Source organism: Pseudoxanthomonas composti (assembly GCF_004122095.1).
GTDB classification, from domain to species: Bacteria; Pseudomonadota; Gammaproteobacteria; order Xanthomonadales; family Xanthomonadaceae; genus Pseudoxanthomonas_A; species Pseudoxanthomonas_A composti.
Window position 1 is genome coordinate 782,405 of the sequence record NZ_SAWZ01000001.1, and the last position, 20,970, is coordinate 803,374.

At 69.1% G+C, this 20,970-nt stretch carries 15 protein-coding genes and 1 rRNA gene; 15 read left to right on the plus strand and 1 reads right to left on the minus strand.

Translation table 11 applies throughout. The features are described from left to right. Positions 1–107 precede the first annotated feature (107 nt). From EPA99_RS03210 to EPA99_RS03280, 15 genes are all read left to right on the plus strand, one after another. The gene (locus EPA99_RS03210) at positions 108–2,189 is read left to right on the plus strand and encodes a PhoX family protein (RefSeq protein ID WP_129469720.1); all 2,082 of its coding nucleotides are present in this window, start codon (positions 108–110) and stop codon (positions 2,187–2,189) included. 85 nt (positions 2,190–2,274) lie between these two features. Further along, on the plus strand, positions 2,275–2,592 hold the full coding sequence (locus tag EPA99_RS03215) for a hypothetical protein (protein WP_129469721.1): 318 nt from the start codon (positions 2,275–2,277) through the stop codon (positions 2,590–2,592). 61 nt (positions 2,593–2,653) lie between these two features. Next, positions 2,654–3,142, plus strand: coding sequence for a GNAT family N-acetyltransferase (locus tag EPA99_RS03220; RefSeq protein ID WP_129469722.1), 489 nt, complete (start codon positions 2,654–2,656; stop codon positions 3,140–3,142). Positions 3,143–3,355: 213 nt separating this feature from the next. Continuing rightward, positions 3,356–4,024: a TetR/AcrR family transcriptional regulator gene (locus tag EPA99_RS03225; RefSeq protein ID WP_129469723.1), complete on the plus strand. Its 669-nt coding sequence runs from the start codon at positions 3,356–3,358 to the stop codon at positions 4,022–4,024. 144 nt (positions 4,025–4,168) lie between these two features. Beyond that, positions 4,169–4,825, plus strand: coding sequence for a protein-L-isoaspartate O-methyltransferase family protein (locus EPA99_RS03230; RefSeq protein ID WP_129469724.1), 657 nt, complete (start codon positions 4,169–4,171; stop codon positions 4,823–4,825). A 22-nt stretch (positions 4,826–4,847) separates the two neighbouring features. After that, positions 4,848–6,284: a TolC family outer membrane protein gene (locus tag EPA99_RS03235; protein ID WP_129469725.1), complete on the plus strand. Its 1,437-nt coding sequence runs from the start codon at positions 4,848–4,850 to the stop codon at positions 6,282–6,284. A 178-nt stretch (positions 6,285–6,462) separates the two neighbouring features. After that, positions 6,463–8,088, plus strand: coding sequence for a TldD/PmbA family protein (locus EPA99_RS03240; RefSeq protein ID WP_164978546.1), 1,626 nt, complete (start codon positions 6,463–6,465; stop codon positions 8,086–8,088). 1,035 nt (positions 8,089–9,123) lie between these two features. Next, on the plus strand, positions 9,124–10,758 hold the full coding sequence (locus EPA99_RS03245) for a TldD/PmbA family protein (protein WP_164978540.1): 1,635 nt from the start codon (positions 9,124–9,126) through the stop codon (positions 10,756–10,758). Between the two features lie 20 nt (positions 10,759–10,778). Continuing rightward, complete coding sequence (locus EPA99_RS03250) at positions 10,779–12,113, plus strand: TldD/PmbA family protein (protein WP_129469726.1); 1,335 nt, start codon at positions 10,779–10,781, stop codon at positions 12,111–12,113. A 132-nt stretch (positions 12,114–12,245) separates the two neighbouring features. Beyond that, positions 12,246–12,962 carry a DUF4159 domain-containing protein gene (locus tag EPA99_RS03255; protein WP_241688237.1) on the plus strand — a complete coding sequence of 239 codons (717 nt, stop codon included), beginning with the start codon at positions 12,246–12,248 and terminating at the stop codon, positions 12,960–12,962. A 58-nt stretch (positions 12,963–13,020) separates the two neighbouring features. Further along, complete coding sequence (locus EPA99_RS03260) at positions 13,021–14,013, plus strand: AAA family ATPase (protein WP_129469727.1); 993 nt, start codon at positions 13,021–13,023, stop codon at positions 14,011–14,013. Positions 14,014–14,029: 16 nt separating this feature from the next. Next, complete coding sequence (locus EPA99_RS03265) at positions 14,030–14,929, plus strand: DUF58 domain-containing protein (protein WP_129469728.1); 900 nt, start codon at positions 14,030–14,032, stop codon at positions 14,927–14,929. 61 nt (positions 14,930–14,990) lie between these two features. Continuing rightward, the gene (locus EPA99_RS03270) at positions 14,991–16,154 is read left to right on the plus strand and encodes a BatA domain-containing protein (protein ID WP_129469729.1); all 1,164 of its coding nucleotides are present in this window, start codon (positions 14,991–14,993) and stop codon (positions 16,152–16,154) included. After that, positions 16,151–18,364 carry a hypothetical protein gene (locus tag EPA99_RS03275; RefSeq protein WP_129469730.1) on the plus strand — a complete coding sequence of 738 codons (2,214 nt, stop codon included), beginning with the start codon at positions 16,151–16,153 and terminating at the stop codon, positions 18,362–18,364. Before EPA99_RS03270 ends, EPA99_RS03275 begins: the two co-directional genes overlap by 4 nt. Then, complete coding sequence (locus EPA99_RS03280) at positions 18,361–20,139, plus strand: carboxypeptidase regulatory-like domain-containing protein (RefSeq protein ID WP_129469731.1); 1,779 nt, start codon at positions 18,361–18,363, stop codon at positions 20,137–20,139. The genes EPA99_RS03275 and EPA99_RS03280 overlap by 4 nt, the downstream gene beginning before the upstream one ends. A gap of 741 nt (positions 20,140–20,880) precedes the next feature. Here EPA99_RS03280 and rrf read toward each other — a convergent pair. Continuing rightward, positions 20,881–20,970, minus strand: a 5S ribosomal RNA gene (rrf, locus tag EPA99_RS03285); the annotation flags it as partial.

Consider the following 20,970-nt stretch of genomic DNA (forward strand, 5'->3'; position numbering starts at 1 on the left):
CCTGGTTGCCGCGCTGTCACGTGGCGTGCATCGGCATGTAAGACCAGCATCAAACACGGGCACTAGCCTGGATCGTCTGACTCCACCCAGCCAGGACGATCCCAGCGATGAGCACGTACAGCCGTGACGGCAAGGTCCGCAACACCAGCGGCAACGAACCTTTCAGCACCATCCTGGAGCGCCAGCTCTCGCGCCGGCGCGTGATGCATGGCGGCCTGACCGCCATGGCCGCGATGATGGCCGGCGGCGCCCTGACCGCCTGCAGCAGCGACAAAGACACGCCCAAGCCCACACCCGGCGCGCCGGCGCCAACGCCTGCGCCCACGCCCGCCCCGGCCCCGTCGCCGCCGACGCTCGGCTTCCAGTCGCTGCCCAATTCGATGACCGATGCGGCCGTGGTGCCGGCCGGCTACGTGGCGCACATCCTGGGCGCCTGGGGCACGCCGCTCAACAGCCTGGCGGCCGAATGGAAGTCCGACGGCACCAACACCTCCACCGATCAGGCCAATGCCACCGGCATGCACCATGACGGCCTCCACTACTTCGCCTTGAACAACAGCTCCAGCGATGGGCTGCTGGCGATCAACTTCGAGTACATCGACCAGGACGCGCTGCATCCCAACGGGGCCACCCTGAGCGCCGGCAAGCGCCCGGTGGAGGAAGTGCGCAAGGAGATCAACGCGCACGGCACAGGCGTCTACCGCGTGCGCCGCAGCGCCGGTCGCTGGAGCATCGTCAAGGACGATGCGCACAACCGCCGCTTCACCTCGGCCACGGTCATGGACCTGGCCGGCCCGGTGGCCGGCAGCCCGTACGCGGTCACCCCGTTCTCGCCCACCGGCCGGCAGACGCGCGGCACCAATAACAACTGCGGCAACGGCTACACGCCCTGGGGCACCTACCTGACCTGCGAGGAAAACTGGGCCGGCTATTTCCGCAACAGCGGCACGCGCAGCGCCGACCAGGATCGGCTGGGCGTGGGCCGCAGCTCCACGCGCTACGGCTGGGACACCGCCGCTGGCGACGCAAGCGAGGTCGATGGCGAATTCGCCCGCTGGAACGTCACCCCCAGCGGCGCCTCGGCGGCCGAGGACTACCGCAACGAAGCCAACACCTTCGGCTATGTAGTGGAGATCGACCCGTACGATCCCACCACGCGCGCGGTCAAGCGCACCGCGCTGGGTCGCTTCGCCCACGAAGGCGCCTGGCCGGGCAACGTCAAGGCCGGCCAGCCGGTGAGCTTCTACAGCGGCGACGATTCGCGCTTCGAGTACGTCTACCGCTTCGTGTCCGAAGCGTTGTGGGACCCGGCCGATGCCGCACCCAGCAATCGCCTGGCGACCGGCGCCAAGTACCTGGACCGCGGCACGCTGTACGTGGCGCGCTTCAACGACGACGGCACCGGCGCCTGGCTGGCACTGCGCGAGGACAGCGTGACCCGCGACGGGCGCACGCTCGGCGCGATCTACGGCAACCTGGCCAACATCATCCTCAACACCCGCGGCGCGGCCGATGCGCTGGGCGCCACGCCGATGGATCGCCCGGAATGGACCACGGTCAATCCGCTCAACGGCGAGATCTACCTGACCCTGACCAACAACAGCCAGCGTACCGCCGCCCAGCTCAACGCCGCCAATCCGCGCGCCAACAACGTCAACGGCCACATCATCCGCTGGGCCGAGGACGCCGGCCGTGACAGCTTCAAGTGGGACATCTTCGTGTTCGGGTCCGACGCCGGCGCGACCGCCGAAACCAACCGCTCGGGCCTGACCGCGCTGAACCAGTTCGCCAGCCCGGACGGCATGACCTTCGATAGCCGCGGCATCCTGTGGTTCCAGACCGACAACGGCATCGACGGCGGCCGCAGCAATGCCGTGGCCCAGAGCACCAACGACCAGATGCTGGCGGTGGTGCCGGCGGCGGTGAAGAACGCCGCCGGCGCCCAGACCGGCATCGATGCCAGCAACCAGGCGCTGCTGCGGCGGTTCTTCGTGGGCCCGAACGAATGCGAGGTCACCGGGGTGACCTTCACCCCGGACAACACCTCGGTGTTCATCAACATCCAGCACCCGGGCAACTGGCCTTACGACACCGATGCCACGCTGGCCGCGCCCAGCGGCGTCCGGGTGCGGCCGCGCTCGTCCACCGTGGTGATCCAGAAGGCCGACGGCGGCGCGATCGGCGTCTGAGCGCGGGCCCGCGCCCGGCTGGCCTTCGCGCCGGCCGGGCGTGGGCGCATGGGTATGATGGACCTACGCCGCACCGACACCCCACATGCGCCCGCCCCGCCGTCACGATGCCCCACCCGCCCCCGCGCCCTGGAAGTTCTGGGCCGGCATGGCGGTCTGTGGCCTGTGCGGGGCGTTCGGCAGTCGCTATGGCGCCGAGCACGGCCAGGCCTATCTGGGCGCGGCCGCCGGCAGCATCCTGGGCGGGTTCGCCTATTACCGCCTGGCCTTCGCGCGCCGGAACAAGCCTGAGCCGGCGCCAGAGCCAGAGCTGCCCGAGCGCAGCGCCACACGCTACCCGCCGCCGGTGCAGCGCCCCCAGGACCACCAGGCGCCGTCCCGGCCGCGGGACGAAGCGCCCTAGCAGGATGGGCATGTCCAGCGCATCGAGGACGCCTGGGTGCGCGCAAGGCGGACCGCAGGGCATGGACACCCTTCGGAGCTATCAGCCGGACGATCTCGCGGCCTGCCTGGGGTTGTTCGATGAGAACCTGCCGGCGTTTTTCGCCGCTGAAGAGCGCTCCGCCTTCGTGCGCTTCCTGACGCGCCATGCGGCCCAATGGAACTACCAGGTCCTGGAGCGTGCCGGGCAGGTCGTGGCCAGCGCCGGCTACGCCCTGGGGCCGGCGGTCGGTGTGGCCAGCCTGTGCTGGGGCATGGTGCATCCCAGGCTGCATCGACAAGGGCTGGGCACGGTCTTGCTCCAGGCCAGGCTGCGGGCCTTGCGCGAAAGGCCGGACATCGCGCAGGTCGTGCTGGATACCAGCCAGCACACCCAGGCCTTCTATGCCCGCTTCGGCTTCGTGGCAACGCGCGTCGTCCCCGGGGGCTATGGGCCGGGCCTGGACAGGTGGGACATGGCGCTGGCGCTGGAAACGCCGCAAGCGCCCGACGAAGCCCGTCCGGAATTGTGAGCGCGCTTGCCATCAGGGCGCAGCGAACGGGGCGCTGGGGGCGCGGGTCACTTTTGGCGCCTGCCGACTATCCTCCTTGGTTGGGCCCATTCAGCCAGGCGAGGCAGCGCGGCTCACAAGATGGAGCGTGCGGAAACGCGCGATTGCCCCGCCGCCTCCCCAGATGGCCCCCGCTCAGCCAAATAGCGAACCGGGTGGTATAGTATTGAGCCTATGAGCGGTCAAGCCATTTCAGCCAATCCTCATCCCGAGGCCAAATCGCCCAGCGGCCCCGGTCGCCCCAAGGATCTGGCCAAGCGTTCGGCCATCCTGGAAGCGGCCAAGACGCTGTTCCTGCGCGACGGTTTCGCCGGCACCAGCATGGACCAGATCGCCGGCGAGGCCGGCGTGTCCAAGCTGACGGTGTACAGCCACTTCGGCGACAAGGAGCACCTGTTCGCCGAGGCCATCCAGTCCAAGTGCCGCGACCTCATGCCGGACGAACTGTTCGAGTTCGACGACCTGCGCGGCTCGCTGCGCCAGCAGCTGGAGCGAATCGCCACGGCCTTCTTCGACATGGTCAGCAGCGAGGAGGCACTGAGCATCCATCGCATGCTCCTGGCCCCGGGCAATGGCGATGAGGGCCTGCGCCGGATCTTCTGGGAAGCCGGCCCGGCGCGCACGCATGCCGCCTTCGGCGCCTTCCTTGCATCGCATGCCGCGGCCGGCGAGCTGGACCTGCCCGATGCCCATATCGCCGCCCAGCAGTTCTTCACCTTGGTCAAGGGCGAGCTGCACTCGCGCCTGATGTGCGGCCTGTGCGAGCCGCTGACCGCCGCCGAGCGCGCCCAGCACCTGCAATCGGCCATCGACATGTTCCTGCGGGCCTATGCGGTCCGTTGAACGCGCCCGCCTCCTGCCGGCTGCTCCGGAGGTCCCGGTGACTTCCGGCACTGCGTGCGGCCAGGGGTGCTTGTCCATCCTGTGCCTGCCGAAGCAGGCTGGCGGCCGCTAGAATTGCAGCCCCACGCGCCCACGAGTTTTCCCATGACGATCAACTATTCCCAAGCCCGCGAGAACATGGTCGAGCAGCAGGTCCGTCCCTGGGACGTGCTGGACCTGCGCGTGCTGAACGTGCTGTCCACCCTGCCGCGCGAAGCTTTCGTGCCGGAACTGCATCGTGCCCTGGCGTACTCGGACATCGAGCTGCCGATCGGGCATGGCCAGAAGATGATGAAGCCGGTGATCGAAGGCCGCACCCTGCAGGCGCTGGACCTCCAGCCCGGCGAGGAAGTGCTGGAGATCGGCACCGGCAGCGGTTTCCTCGCCGCCTGTCTGGGCGCGCTGGGCCGCGAGGTGGTCAGCCTCGAACTGCACCCCGAGCTGGCCGCGCAGGCGCGCGCCGCCCTGGACGCCACCGGCCTTGGCAACAACGTCCGCATCGAGCAGGCCGATGCCCTGAGCTACACCACCGATCGCAAGTTCGATGCGGTGTGCGTGACCGCGGCGGTGGACACCATTCCCGAGCGCTTCCTGGAATGGCTGCGCCCGAGCGGCCGTCTGTTCGTGGTCCGTGGCCGCTCGCCGGTCATGGAAGCGGTGCTGGTGCACAAGGATGTCAACGGCCCGCGCATCGAATCGTTGTTCGAAACCGACATCGCCTACCTCGCAGGCGCCGCGCCGGCGCCGCAATTCGTGTTCTAAGAAAACGCTCAAGGACCCCCAGATGACACCTCGCCTTCTCGCTGCGGCGCTCGCCCTGGCCCTGGCCCCCGCCGCCGGCGCCTCCGACCTGATGCAGACCTATGAAATGGCCCGCAACGGCGACCCGCAGCTGGCCGCGGCCGAGTCCAACCGGCTTGCGCAGAAGGAAGGCGCGGTGCAGGCGCTGGGCGCGCTGCTGCCGCAGGTCAACGGCAGCGCCGGGTTGACCCAGAGCGCGCAGAAGGACACCCGCGACGGCGTCGATGGCGGCTGGTCCAACACCATCTCCCAGCGCACCTACCGCGCCACGCTGACGCAGTCGGTGGTGGACTTCGGGCAATTCGCCACCCTGCGTGGGCAGAAGGCCTTGAGCACCGCGGCCGACTACGACCTGGATTCGGCCAACAACTCGCTGATCGTGCGCACCTCGGCGGCCTACTTCGACGTGCTGGTGGCGATCGAGACCCTGGCCGCGGCCGAGGCCCAGCAGACCGCGCTGCAGAAGCAGTTCGACTTCGCCCAGAAGCGCCTGGACGTGGGTCTGGCGCCGATCACCGACGTGTACGAGGCCCAGGCGCAGTTCGACAGCGCCCGCGCCAACCTGATCACCTCGCGCAACCAGCTCAAGGACGCCTACCAGGCGCTGTACGAGATCACCGGCCAGCAGGTGCAGGACTTGCGCGCGCTGCCGGACGACTTCCGCCCGGAACTGCCCTCCAACCAGGACATCCAGGGCTGGGTGGACACCGCGCTGGCGCAGAACCCCTCGCTGAAGTCGATCGAGTACCAGGTCAAGTCCTCCGAGGCGTCCGTCAGCGCCGCCCGCGCCGGCCATCTGCCCAGCCTGTCGCTCAGCGGTAGCTACGGCCGCACCGCCACCTGGGGCACCCAGGCGGTATTCGATCCCGAGACCCAGGCTGTGCTCGGCCAGAACACCCACGGCGACTCGCGCAGCGTCGGCCTGACGCTGAACATTCCGATCTTCGCCGGCGGCATCACCCAGTCGGCCGTGCGCCAGGCCATCGCCCAGCGCGACTCGGCGCAGGACGGACTGGAGCAGCAGCGCCGCGCCATCATCCGCAACACCCGCAACGCCTACCAGACCCTGGAGGCGGGCATCAGCGAGATCGAGGCCCGTCGCCTGGCCCTGGTCTCGGCACAGGCCGCCTACGATGCCTCGCAGGTCGGCCTGGAGGTCGGTACCCGCACCGTGCTGGACGTGCTGATCAACCAGCAGACCCTGTTCTCGGCACAGCAGTCCTACGCCTTGTCCAAGTACAACTACCTGCAGAACCGCCTGCTGCTGGCCCAGGCTGCGGGCACGCTGACCATCGAGGACCTGCAGAACGTCAACCGCCTGCTGACCGTCTCGGCCGATGCCCGCCTGGCCTCGCCGGGGACCTCGACGCTGACGCGCCCGGTCGCACCGACCGCCGCACCGGCGACGCAGACGCGCTGATCGCAGCGGCGAGGCGTTGACACGGAGGCGGGCCAGCGATGGCCCGCCTCCTTCGTTTCAGCCCGTGGGGATCGCGGCGACGTGACCATGGTCACTTGACCCTTTCCCGCCGCGGCGGCGATGGTCCAAGGCTGGCATGACGCAGCGCGCGGCCATGCATGAACCGGAGATCCTCCGCGTGGACCGCCGCACCTTCCTTGCTGGATCCGGCCTGGCTGCCGCCGGGCTGTTGCTGCCGAACACGCGGCTGATCGCCGCCGAGCAGCTGCTGGCGCCGGCCGATGCGGCACGCAACCGCCGCCTGGCCGATGCCGCACTGACCAGCGCTCGATCCGCCGGCGCCAGCTACTGCGACGTGCGCGTGGGCCGCTACCTGCGGCAGTTCGTGGAAACCCGCGAGGCGCGCGTGGAAAACGTGGTCAACGCCGAATCCATCGGCGTGGGCGTACGGGTGATCGCCGAGGGCGCCTGGGGCTTTGCCGCCACCAATGCCCTGGACAGCGACAGCGTGGCGGCCGCGACCGGCCAGGCCGTGGCGGTGGCCAAGGCCAACGCGCGACTGGCCGGTGCCTCGGTGCAATTGGCGCCGCAACAGGGCGTCGGTGAAGTCCACTGGCGCACGCCGATCAGGCGCAATGCGATGGAAGTGCCGCTGCAGGAGAAGATCGCCCTGCTGATGGACCTCAATGCCGCCGCGCAGAATGCCGGCGCCGACTTCGTGGCCTCGCGCCTGTTCTGCATCAACGAGCAGAAGTACTTCGCCAGCAGCGATGGCTCCTACATCGACCAGGACGTGCACCGGCTGTGGCTGCCCTTCACCGTGACCGCGGTGGACAAGACCAGCGGCAGGTTCCGCACCCGCGACGGCCTGGGCGCGCCGGTGGGCATGGGCTACGAGTACCTGGAGGGCGATGCCTCGCAGAAGTTCCAGCTGCCCGGCGAGGTGACCGCCTACGGCCTGTCCTACGACCCGCGCGAGGACGCGGTGGCCGCGGCCAGGCAGGCGCGCGCCAAGCTCAGCGCGCCGTCGGTCAAGCCGGGCAAGTACGACCTGGTGATCGATCCGAGCAACCTGTTCCTGACCATCCATGAATCGGTGGGCCACCCGCTGGAGCTGGATCGTGTGCTCGGCTACGAGGCCAACTACGCCGGCACCAGTTTCGCCACGCTGGACAAGCGCGGCAGCTTCCGCTGGGGCAGCGAGCAGGTGAACTTCGTCGCCGACAAGACCCGCGCCGGCAGCCTGGGCGCGGTGGGCTACGACGATGAAGGGGTCAAGACCAAGCAGTGGGACCTGGTGCGCGAGGGCATCCTGGTCGACTACCAGGCCACGCGCGACCAGGCGCACATGCTGGGCAAGGCCGCCTCCGACGGCTGCAGCTATGCCGACTCGTGGTCCACCGTGCAGTTCCAGCGCATGCCCAATGTCTCGCTGCAGGCGGGCAAGGCGCCGCTGTCGGTCGAGCAGATGATCGCCGGCGTGGACAAGGGGCTGTACATCCACGGACGCGCCTCGTACTCGATCGACCAGCAGCGCTACAACGCGCAGTTCGGCGGGCAGCTGCTGTTCGAGATCGAGAACGGCAAGGTCGTGCGCCAGGTCGAGGACGGCGCGTACCAGATCCGCACACCCGAGTTCTGGAACTCGGTCAGTGCCGTCTGCGACGCGCGCGATTTCCGCGTCTACGGGTCGTTCTTCGATGGCAAGGGGCAGCCCAGCCAGGTGTCGGCGGTCTCGCACGGCGCGGCGACCACGCGCTTCGATGCGGTCAATGTGATCAGCACTGCACGCTCGCTGGGGTAAGTGCTGCGCGTCTTGCATCCCCGGGGCTGAGTGACGCAATCACGCAAGGGGATGAAAGGCGCTCGGCCAAAGTTCAGGGCGGCCAGGATTTCCCGAGGGCATGTTGCTAGCCGCGAGAAGCCGACTTCGCCAACCTGCCTGGCCCTGAGCCGGGCATGGCTCCTCGGCTCGGTCAGCCATCCATGGCTGACTCGCCGCCGCGGCCATCCATGGCCCGCTTTCCGCCATACCCGACTCAGGACCAGGCCCGAGATCTGATGCATCTGGAGTTCTTCAATTTGAAGGCGGAAAAACTGACGCGTGCAGCAGCGGTCCGGCGGGCGGTAGCTGCGTCAAGCGAGGCAGGAGCCGAGCGCCCGAGTCAGGGCAGGATGCCCTGACCGAGGGAAGAGCGGCTCCCGCCCGCCGGACCGCTGCCCTTCCGAAGCCATGACACAAAGCGCCCCGACGTCACAAAGATCTAGGGAGAGCGAAGAGAACCACTCTTCAAAGTAGAGGTCGGCGAAGTTTGCCTGGCGTGATGCACGATCGCGAAAAGCCGACTTCGCCAACCCGCCTGGCCCTGAGCCGGGCATGGCTCCTCGGCTCGGTCAGCCATCCATGGCTGACTCGCCGCCGCGGGCCATCCCTGGCCCGCTTTCCGCCATACCCGGCTCAGGACCAGGCTCGAAATGTGATGGATCTGGAGTTGTTCAATCCGATGCCGGAAAGAACTGACGGATGCGGCAGCGGTTCTGGGCCGGTCGCCGATCACATGCCTCGCGTCTGCGTTGATCGTCGGCGCAAACAAAAAAGTGGAAGTGCCAAGGACCTTCTTAGCCTACGGGCGGCCGCTACTCTCACTTTTTGCTCGTTCTTTCTTGCAAGCGCAGACGCCCAGAAGGCACGTTCAGGACGCCGCGCCGCAGCACGACCCATGTCGAAAGTCATTTGACGCATCACGACGCACACCGCAAGAATCCAACACCGCGCGTGAGGGGTTCAACGCGCACCGCCAACCACCGCGGCTGACGCGGTTCTTCCGGGAGTATCGCCGTGCTACGACGTGATTTCCTTGCCCTCAGTGGGCTCACCATGGGCGGCTTGGTCGTGCCGGCCTGTTTCGGCAAGGCCATCGCCGCCGAGCAGCTGGTGACCACGATGGACCCCGCGCACAAGAAGCGTCTGGCCGATGCGGCGCTCAACGCCGCGCGCAGCGCCGGTGCGAGCTACTGCGATGTGCGCATCGGCCGCTATCTGCGCCAGTTCGTGATCACCCGCGAGGACAAGGTGCAGAACGTGGTCAACACCGAATCCACCGGTGCGGGCATCCGCGTCATCGTCGGTGGCGCGTGGGGCTTTGCGGCGACCAACGACCTCAGCGATGCCGGCATCGCCAAGGCCGCGCAGCAGGCCGCCGCGATCGCCAAGGCCAACGCCAAGGCGCAGACCGCGCCGGTGCAACTGGCCAAGACGCCGGGCGTGGGCGAAGTGAGCTGGAAAACGCCGATCAAGAAGAACGCGATGGAAGTGCCGGTCAAGGACAAGGCCGACCTGCTGCTAGGCGTCAATGCCGCCGCGCTCAACGCCGGCGCCAGCTTCGTCAATTCCATGCTGTTCCTGGTCAACGAGCAGAAGTATTTCGCCAGCACCGACGGTTCCTACATCGACCAGGACGTGCACCGCATCTGGGCGCCGATGACGGTCACCGCCATCGACAAGGCCAGCGGCAAGTTCCGCACGCGCGAGGGCCTGTCCGCGCCGATGGGTCTGGGCTTCGAATACCTGGACGGCGAGCGCAGCGGCAAGGTGGTCACGCCCAACGGCGTGGTCAACTACGGCCTGTCCTACGACATGAAGGAGGACGCCATCGCCGCGGCCAAGCAGGCGCAGGAAAAGCTCAAGGCACCGTCGGTCAAGCCGGGCAAGTACGACCTGGTGCTGGATCCCTCGCACACCTGGCTGACCATCCACGAATCGGTCGGCCATGCCACCGAACTGGACCGCGTGCTCGGCTACGAGGCCAACTACGCCGGCACCAGCTTCGCCACCCTGGACAAGCTGAAGAGCCGCTTCCAGTACGGCAGCGACAAGGTCAACATCTACGCCGACAAGACCCAGCCCGGCAGCCTGGGCGCGGTGGCCTACGACGATGAAGGCGTGAAGACCAAGCGCTGGGACCTGATCAAGGACGGCGTGCTGGTCGATTACCAGACCATCCGCGACCAGGCCCACATCCTGGGCAAGACCGAATCGGACGGCTGCTGCTACGCCGATTCCTGGAGCACCGTGCAGTTCCAGCGCATGGCCAATGTGTCGCTGGCGCCGAGCAAAATCCCGCTGAGCGTGGCCGAGCTGATCAAGGACGTGGAAAACGGCATCTACATCATCGGCGACGGCTCCTTCTCCATCGACCAGCAGCGCTACAACGCCCAGTTCGGCGGGCAGCTGTTCTACGAGATCAAGAACGGCCAGATCACCCGCATGCTCGAGGACGTGGCCTATCAGATCCGCACGCCGGAGTTCTGGAACGCCTGCACCGCCGTGGCCGATGAGCGCGACTACCGCCTGGGCGGCTCGTTCTTCGACGGCAAGGGCCAGCCCAGCCAGGTCTCGGCGGTCTCGCACGGTTCGTCCACGGCCCGTTTCAACGGCATCAACGTCATCAACACCGCCCGTTCGCTGGGCTGAGCGCGAAGGAGAACAGACCGATGAGCATCTTCACCGAAGCGCAGGCCAAGGCCATCCTGGACAAGGTCATCAAGCTGTCCAAGGCCGACGAATGCACCGCCGGCCTGGGCGGAAGCGTCCAGGGCAACATCCGTTTCGCCCTCAACAACGTCTCCACCAGCGGGATCGTGGACAACACCGAGCTGGTGGTCACCGTGGCCTTCGGCAAGCGCGTGGGCACGGCCAGCATCAACGCCTTCGACGACGCCTCGCTGGAACGCGTGGTGCGTCGTGCCGAGGACCTGGCCCGCCTGGCTCCGGAGAATCCGGAATTCGTGCCGGCCGTGCAGAAACAGACCTATAAGCCAACCCCGACCTTTAGCGAATCCACCGCGGCCATCACCCCGGAGTTCCGCGCCAAGGTGGCCGCCGATTCGATCGGCCCGTGCAAGCAGGACAAGCTGGTCGCGGCCGGCTTCCTCGAGGACGGCCACAGCTTCGAAGCCTTCGCCAACAGCAACGGCAACTTCGGCTACCAGCGCGGTGCCAGCTTCGACTACACCTGCACGGTGCGCACCGAGGACGGTCGTGGCTCGGGCTGGGTGGGCCGCAATCTCAAGGACGCGTCCGACTTCAAGGCCGACGAGGATGTGCGCATCGCCATGCGCAAGGCCAGCGCGTCTTCCGAGGCCAAGGCGCTGGAGCCGGGCAAGTACACCGTGATCCTGGAACCGGCGGCCGCGGCGGGACTGATCAGCTTCATGATGCAGTACTTCGATGCGCGCCAGGCCGACGAAGGCCGCAGCTTCCTGTCCAAGAAGGGCGGCGGCAACAAGCTGGGCGAGCAGGTCTACGACCCGCGCGTGAACATCACCGCCAACCCCTGGGATCCGCGTGCGCCGGTCATGCCCTGGGACAACGAAGGCCTACCGCGCGAGAAGATGCCGATCGTGGAGAACGGCAAGATCGCCAACCTGCAGTACTCGCGCTACTGGGCGCAGAAGAACGGCAAGCGCGCCGTCGGCGACCCCGGCAACCTGCTGATGGCCGGCGGCGACAAGTCCATCGGCGAGTTGGTGCGCACCACCGAGAAGGGCATCCTGGTCACGCGTACCTGGTACATCCGCATGGTCGATCCGCAGACCGTGCTGCTGACCGGCCTGACCCGCGATGGCACCTTCTACATCGAGAACGGCCAGATCAAATACCCAGTGAAGAATTTCCGCTTCAACGAATCGCCGGTGATCATGCTCAACAACATCGACGAGCTCGGACGCCCGGTGCGCGTGGCCGGCGATGAGTCCAGCTTCGTGATGATGATCCCGCCCATGCGCCTGCGCGACTTCACCTTCACCTCGCTCTCGGATGCGGTGTAAGGGCGCACCGGTCAAGCGCGCCCGGGCCGTGGGGTTGCGTCCATGCGCAGCCCCGCGGCCTGCGCTCGCCGCCTGCGTCGCGCCGCGGGCCTGCCGAGCTGATGCGAGGCCGGCCGCTGTGCAGCGTCGTTCTTGAACACCCCTGCGCTGACCCGTGCGCAGTTCCTGAAGCTGCTGGTTGGCAGCGCCGCGGCGCTGTCGCTGCCCGGCCGTGCCAGCGCACAGGCCGCGCGCTACGACTTCTGGTTCACCCGCCTGCGCTACGACTCCGGCGACTGGGACGTGGACGCGCGCATGCCGTCCAACCTGATCACCTCGCTGATCGACTACACCACCCTGCGCGTGGACCCGGTCGAACACGTGCTGCCGCTGGCCGACCCGCGCATGCTGTCCGCCCCGTTCTGCTATCTCGCCGGCCACAAGCTGGTGGAATTCAATCCGCAGGAACGCCGCAACTTCGAGCGCTACGTGCGCAACGGCGGCTTCGTCTTCGTCGACGACTGCAACCACGATATCGACGGGCTCTTCGCCACCTCGTTCGAGGCGCAGATGGCCGCGATCTTCGGCAAGACCGCGCTGCGCAAGCTGCCCAACAGCCATGCCCTCTACCGCAGCTTCTTCAAGTTCCCCGACGGGCCGCCGGCCACCGGGTTCGAGCTCAACGGCTGGGGCGACGACCTGGTGCACGACTATCTGAAAGGCATCGAGATCGACGGCCGCCTTGGCGTGCTCTACAGCAACAAGGACTATGGCTGCGAATGGGACTACGACTGGCGCAACAAGCGCTTCCTGGCCCAGGACAACACCCGCTTCGGCGTCAACATCGTCATGTACGCCCTGACCAGCTGACCCCCACGCCCGCTTCGCGCCGGATCGTGCCGGTGCACCGACTTGCAAAGACGCCCCCATGAATTCGCCCGACACCGCTTCACTGGATCCGCTGCTCGCCCAACTGGGCGAACTTCGCGGCGCCCTCGCCCAGGCCGTGGTCGGCCAGGCCGAGGTGGTCGAGCAGTTGCTCATCGGCTTGCTGGCCGGCGGCCATTGTCTGCTCGAGGGCGCGCCCGGCCTGGGCAAGACCCTGCTGGTGCGCTCGCTCGGCCAGGCGCTGGAGCTGCAGTTTCGCCGCGTGCAGTTCACCCCGGACCTGATGCCCAGCGACATCCTCGGCACCGAGCTGCTGGAAGAAGACCACGGCACCGGGCACCGCCGCTTTCGCTTCCAGCCCGGGCCGATCTTCACCAACCTGCTGCTGGCCGACGAGCTCAACCGCACGCCGCCCAAGACCCAGGCCGCGCTGCTGGAGGCGATGCAGGAGCGCACCGTCAGCTACGCCGGGACCACCTACGCATTACCCGCGCCGTTCTTCGTGCTGGCCACGCAGAACCCGGTCGAACAGGCCGGCACCTACCCGCTGCCGGAGGCGCAGCTGGATCGCTTCCTGCTGCATGTGCGGGTGGACTATCCCAGCGAGGCCGAGGAGCGCGACATCCTGGCGCAGACCACCGGCAACCGCAGTGCCCAGGTGCCCAAGGTCATGGATGCGGCCGCCGTGCAGGCGCTGCAGCAGCACGTGCGTGAGGTGCACGTGGGCGAGGATCTGCTGGCCTGGATCAATCGCCTGGTGCGCGCCAGCCGTCCTGGACCGGAAGCGCTGGCGGAGGTGCGGCAGTGGATCAAGTGGGGCGCGGGCCCGCGCGCCGGGCAGTCGCTGGTGCTGGCCTCCAAGGCGCGCGCGCTGCTGCACGGGCGCCTGGCCGCTACCCGCGAGGATGTGATCGCGCTGGCCGCGCCAGTGATGCGCCATCGCCTGCTGCTGTCCTTCGCCGCCGAGGCCGAACAGAAGACCGGCGAGGACGTGGTCGCCAGCCTGCTGCACAGCGTCCCGTTCAACGCCTGATCGCCACGTACAGGCCATCGACGCCACCGTGACCGAGCTCATCCCCGCCGGTGTCCGTGCCCGCCTGCGAACGCTGCAGCTGCGCTCGCGACGCCTGGCCGGCGCACACGGCAGCGGCCAGCACGCCAGCCGCAGCCGGGGGGCTGGCCTGGAGTTCGCCCAGTACCGGGCCTACGAGCCCGGCGACGAACCACGCCGGGTGGACTGGAAGCTGTACGCGCGCTCGGATCGCTTCTTCGTCCGCGAATCCGAGCGCGAGAGCCCCCTGCGGCTGTGGCTGCTGATCGATGCGACCGCCTCGGCCCAGCAGCAGGACCAGGCGCGTCCCGGCTTCACCCGCCTGGATGCCATCCGCACGCTGGCGGCCTGCGCCACGGATATCGCCCTGCGCCAGGGCGACCAGGTCGGCCTGATGGCCGTGGAAGACGACGCCGTGCGCCTGGCTCCTGCCGGCACCGGACTGCGCCAGCGCGACCGCCTGTGGCTGGGTTTGGGGGCCTTGCATGCTTCGGGCCGTTGGCCGACCGCGCTGGAGCGGCTGCGTCCGGTGTGGGAGCGCAGCATCGCCGGGGACGTGGTGCTGGCCCTGGGCGATTGCTTCGACGACGCGTTCTTGGACCTGCTCGAACGCCTGGCAGCCGCAGGCCGCGAGGTCATGCAGCTGCAGGTGCTCAGCGCCGACGAGCGCGATTTCGACTTCACCGGCGGCCACCTGTTTCGCGACCCTGAGACCGGCCAGGAGCTGCTGGGCGACGGCGCGGCCATGCGCGCGGACTACCTGCAACGTTTCCAGGATGCCCAACGCGAGCGCGAGGCGCGCCTGCGGCAGGCCGGCATCGCCCATGCCACGGCCTGGATGGACGAGCCGGCCGATGCCGGCCTGCGCCGCCTGCTGGCCCCGGGTGCGCGGCCATGATCAGGCCGGCGCCGTGCACAACGCCCTGGCCTGACGTGCCGGCGCGAGCGGGGCGGTCGATATGCCGCTGAGCCTGCTGTTCCCGGCGGGCCTGGCCGCTCTCGGTGCATTGCTGCTGCCCTTGCTGATCCACCTGGCCCGCCGCAGCGAGTACCGGCACACCGATTTTGCCGCGCTGCGCTGGCTGCGGGCGCGCCCGCGTCCGCGCCATCGCATCCGCCTGGACGACTGGCCGCTGCTGCTGCTTCGCCTGGCCCTGCTGGCCCTGCTGGCGCTGCTGCTGGCGCAGCCGGTGCTGCGGCCCGTCCAGTCCGGGCAGGCCGCGAAGGTTCTGCTCGCCCCTGGCGTTCCCCTGACGCGTGCGCGCCTGCCGGGACTGCCCGCCGACGCCGACTGGCGCTGGCTGGCGCCGGGTTTCCCGACGACCGACGGCCCCCTGCCTGGCGCCGCCACGGCCCAGGGCAGCCTGCTGCGTGAGTTCGATGCGATGCTGCCCGCGGCCACCGCGCTGCATGTGATCGTGCCCGAGCGTTGGGGGCCGCTCGATGCGCAGATTCCCCGGCTCTCGCGCAGCGTGCATTGGCATGTCGTGCCGGGCACGGCCTCACCTGTGGCCACGCCCGTCGCGCCCTCGCCGCCACGACTGCTGGCCTTCGCCGACCCGCAGGTACACGCCCTGCGCTACTTCCAGGCGCTGCAGGCCGCCTGGCAGCCGACGAATGCGTCGCTGCAAGTGCGTGCGCCCGACGCCAGCCAGGCCATTCCCGCTGACATCACCGTCGTGGCCTGGCTGTCGGCCAGGCCGCTGCCTGCCGCGCTACAGGCCTGGGCCCGCGCGGGCGGCCACCTGCTGCTGACCGAGCAGGCCCCGCTGCCTGCGGGCGTGTCGTTGCAACCGCGCTGGCGCGATGCCGACGGCCGGCCACTGGTCGCGGGCGCCGCGTTCGGCAGCGGCCAACTGCTGCGCTTCGCACGCACGCTGGATCCACAGTCCATGCCGCAGCTGCTCGATGGCGATCTGCCGGATCGGCTGCGCGCGCTGCTGCAGCCGCCTGTGGCGCCCACGCAGGCATTGGCCGCTGCGCACGTGCCGGTCCGCGGGCCACGCATCGCATCGTCTCCGCCCGCGACCCCGCTCGCGCCCTGGCTGGCTTCGCTGATCGCGTTGGTGTTCCTGCTCGAACGCTGGCTGGCCGGCGCGCGCACGCGCAGAGGCCCGGCATGACGCCGCTTCTTGGCGAGCTCCTGCGCACCGCGCGCCTGCGCCGGCACGCCATCGTGTGGGCCGGCGGGCTTCCCCTGGCTGTGCTGCTGGCCGCCGTTGGCTGGCGCCTGGGCGAATGGGAGGCAGCCGCGGCGATGCTGGCCCTGTCGCTGCTGCTCATCGCCCTGGTTGGCCGGTGGCGCGCGCTCGGCGCGGACCCGCGCTGGCTGGTGCGGCGGCTGGACCAACACCGCGCACTGGAAGACAGCAGCGACCTGCTGCTGGCACCCGCGCAGTCCCTCAGGCCCCTGCAACGGCTGCAACGCGAGCGGGTGCTGCAGCGTCTGCAAGCGGGGGCCTATGAGGTGCGCGAGCCCTGGCCGCGACGTCGGCTGGCCGTCACCGGCGCGTGCGCGCTGTTGCTGGCAGCCGCCGTGCTGTCCTGGCCCGGCAGGATTTCCTCGCCTGCCGCATCCCCCGCGGCCGCCGCGCCGCCTTCCAGCCCGAACACGCCGAGCTTGCAGTCTGCGCAGTTGCGCGCCGCGCCGCCCGCCTATACCGGTCTGGCGCCCTCCACGCTGCCCGCGCTCGACGCGAAGGTGCCCGAAGGCACCGCGCTGTCCTGGACACTGCGCTTCAACGGTCAACCGCGCCGGGTCGAGCTGCACCAGCACGATGGCCGGGTGCTGCCCCTGACGCGTGACGGCCAGACCTGGCAGCTGCGCATCACCCTGCGGCGCTCCACGCTGTACCGCCTCCTCGCCGATGGCATCCCCGTGGACGGGGCCCTGCACCGCCTGGAGGCCGTCGCCGATCGTCCACCGCAGGTGCGCGTGCTGGAACCGGAAAGCAGCCTGGTGCAGTGGTCGCCGCAGGCAGGCCGCTGGCGGCTGCGTTTCGAAGCCAGCGACGACCATGGCGTGGCCACGACGGCGCAACTGCGCCTCACCCTGGCCCAGGGCAGCGGTGAGAACATCACCTTCCGCGAGCATACCGTCACCCTCAGCGGCACCGGCGCGGGCACGGCACGCCGCTTCGAACACGACCTGCAGCCGCAGGCGCTGGGCATGGAGCCAGGCAACGATCTCATCGCGCAGCTGGTGGTCCGCGACACCCGCCAACCGGACCCGCAGGAAGGCCGCAGCAGCAGCGTGATCCTGCGCTGGCCACCGCCGCAGCAAACCCTGGCCAGCGATCTGGAAGGCAGCGTCAAGCAGGCCATGCCCGCCTATTTCCGCAGCCAGCGCCAGATCATCATCGATGCCGAGGCCTTGCTGAAGCAGCGGCCCGGCCTGTCGGCCGACGCATTCGCCAAACGCGCCGACGAGATCGGCGTGGACCAGCGTTTGCTCAGGCTGCGCTATGGCCAATTCCTGGGCGAGGAGACCGAAGGCGCGCCGCAGGCACCTCCCGAGCCCGCCGATGAGCCTGCCCTGCCAGTCGCAGACGATCTGCCGACCGCGGACCTGCCGACGGCGGACATGCCCAGGGCCGCCGCGCCCGCGCCCGAAGATGCGCACGATCACCCGGTTGCCGGCGCGGCGGCCCTGGATGGCCATGGCCACGGCGATGAGCCGACCCAGGCGCGATTCGGCAACCAGGGCGACGTGCTGGCCGAATTCGGCCACACCCACGACCCTGCCGAGGCGGCCACCCTGCTTGACCCGCAGACCCGCGCCACCCTGAAGGCTGCGCTGGACCAGATGTGGCAGTCCGAAGGCGAGCTGCGCCAAGGCCAACCCGAGCGCGCGCTACCGTTCGCCTACAAGGCGCTGGGGCTGATCAAACAGGTGCAGCAGGCCGAGCGCATCTATCTTGCGCGCGTCGGCCCCGAGCTTCCGCCCATCGACCAGAGCCGGCGTATGAGCGGCACCCGCGAAGGGCTCGGCGATCGCCTGCTTGCGCCCGTGCAGCGCACGCCACCGGATCGCCAGGTGCTGGCACTGTGGCAAGCGCTGGGTGGCACGCCCAGCCAGGGCGAGTCCGCCCAGCGCGAGGCGGTCAGCCGCTGGCTGAGCGAAAGGCACGGCGACGACGCAGACACGCTTGATCTGCTCGCGGCCCTGGAAACCCTGCGCGGCAGGCCCGACTGCGGCGACTGCCGGCAACGCCTGCGTGCGCAGCTGTGGCGCTGGCTGCTTCCCCCCACAACGCCGCCGCTGCCCAGGGCCAAGCCCAGCGCCAGTGGCCAGCGCTATCTGGAGGCGCTGCAGCGCCGGAGCGCGCCATGACGGCGAATCTCTTGCTGATGGCCGTGCTCGCCGCCGCCGCCCTCGTGGGCATGTGGCGGCTACGCCATACACGGCCGGCCTGGCGCAGCGCCCTTCTGCTGGCGCTGCAACCACTCTGCGCCGTGCTGCTGTACTTCGCCCTGATGCCGCCTCCTGCACCGGGCACGGCCGGCACTCTGGTGGTGCTCACGGCGGACAGTCGCGTGGTGCCCTCCACCGACGCCGCCAACCCAGTGGTGGCGCTGCCGGAGGCGCCGGTGTCCGAGAAGATCGAGCGCGTGCCGGACCTTGCGACCGCGCTGCGCCGGCATCCGGGCACTCGCGCCTTGCGCGTCATCGGCGCGGGACTGGAGCCGCGCGATCGCGACGCCGTCGCGGGGATGGCCCTGGCCTTCGATGCGCTCCCCGAGACACCGGGCCTGGCCGAGCTGTCCGAGCCTGCGCCGATGGCCGCGGGCGCTCGTTTTCGCGTCAGCGGCCGCGTGGCCGGCATCGCCGATGCGCGCGTGTGGCTCATCGATCCTGCTGGCGAACGCGTCGGCGTGGCGCAGGTGGGTCGGGAGGGACGCTTCTGGCTGGAAGGCAGCAGCCGCGGCGCGGGCGCGGTCGAATTCGAGCTGCGCGTGCTCGACGCAGCGGGCCAGCAGCGGGATTCGGCCGTGGTCCCGGTCCTGGCCATCGAACCGCCAACGCAGCAGGTCCTGTTCCTGGGCGGGGCAGCGCAGCCGGAATGGAAGTACCTGCGGCGCTGGGCCAGCGATGCCGGGCTGGACGCGCGCACGCGCTTCGCGGTGGGTGGTGGCGTGGCGCTGGGCCAGGGCGATGCCCGCCTGGATCGCGTCAGCTTGGACAAGTCGGACCTGGTGGTGATGGACGAGCGCGCGTTGGTGGCACTGGGCAGCGCGCAACGCGCCGCACTGGTGGACGCGGTGGAGCGCGGGCTCGGCCTGCTGATCCGCATCAGCGGCCCACTCGACGGCGCCCAGCAAAAGGCCCTGGCCGCGCTTGGCCTGTCCATGCGCGGCGCGCCCGGCGCCGCCGCGCCCCTCCTGCTGGAAGGCTTCGGCATGGACGCTTGGTCCGGCGCATCGCAGGACCGTGCCGGCACCCACGATGGCGCCGTGCCTGCGAGGGCCCTGGAGCGACTGACCTGGCAGCCGGCGGATGCGGACCTGCCCGTGCTCGCCCGCGACCGCAGCGGCCAGCCCTATGCGTGGTGGCGCCCCCGCGGCGCCGGCCGCATCGCGATCACCACCCTGCTCGACAGCTACAGGCTGGTGCTGGAAGGCGACAGCCCTCGGCACGCCGCCCTGTGGAGCGAGGCCTTGTCCACCCTCATGCGCCCCCACCCCATCGACACCGTCCTGGCCAGCAGTGCGTGGCAAGGCGAGCGCACCACGCTATGTGGGCTCGGCAGCGCGACCCGGTTGCAGGCTACCGAAAGCGACACGACCGAACCGCTCCTGAAGCAGTCGGGCTGCGCCGCCGTGTGGCCTCGCGTATCCGGCTGGTATCGATGGAACAGCGACGATCGGTTGCACGGCGCGCTCTACGTCCGCGCCTGGAGCGAGCGTTCCCCCCTGCATCGCAACGCCACGCGCAGCGCCACATTGGAACTGGTCGGCAGCGGAACCTCGCGCCTCTCTAGCCCTGCCCCACAGCCCGGCAAACGATGGCCGTGGTGGCTGGCCTTCGTCGTGTGCGCCGGCCTCAGCTGGTGGACCGAACGCAGACGAGTCCCACATCCTCCCGGTAGTCATGCACCAAGCGCCTGAAGTTCGCGACAAGCCAGTAAGGCACTCCATCGACCCTTCGGCCTGAGTACCAGCCCGCCGCCCAGCCAGCCCCATGGAAGCAGCTCGAGGCGGCCCCGGGCCATTAGCCGCGAACAGGTCTGCCGGTAACGCCCCTTCGCGGCTGACGCCGCTCCCGCGGAAAGGCTCCCATGGCTTTGCGCGATGTGTGTTTGGCTCGTTTGAGGAACAGGGCGACAAAGACCACGATCCTCTGCGACGAGCCACCGTCAGGCCAATGCTTCGCTTTGACACGCGGGTCGTGTGCGGAAGGCGTGTACCCGCCTCTGTGAGAGCGGCTTCAGCCGCGAAGAGGCTTTCCCGAGAAGCCCCCACCCGTCTGGTATCCAGAGGCCACTCGAGCCGCTTCCGTGGGGGCTCCGGTGGGTTGATATGCCCGTATGCGTTCGCCTCGCCGCGCAACGCCTCACCTCACCGCCGGCTTGCGGGTTGTGGATCGTCAGGCTGCCTCAGCTCGAGGCTCTGATGGTTCCTACCGACGTTCGAAAAGCGCGGAGATGCTTTCTCGCCAGCGCTTTTTCGCAGCTGAGGGCCTAGACCACCTAGCGCAATTTCCGGAAATAGCTCCTGCGGATTGGTGTGGTGGTTGAGCAGCAGGTACTAGGCGGATATCGGCGGAGCACCCGCACTCAACGCTGTGCCACTTTTATTTCGCGCAAAGACAAACCCCCAGCTTTAGGCTGGGGGTTTGCGGGATAAAGACCCTGGCGATGACCTACTCTCGCATGGCTTGAGCCACACTACCATCGGCGCAGCTGCGTTTCACTTCCGAGTTCGGGATGGGATCGGGTG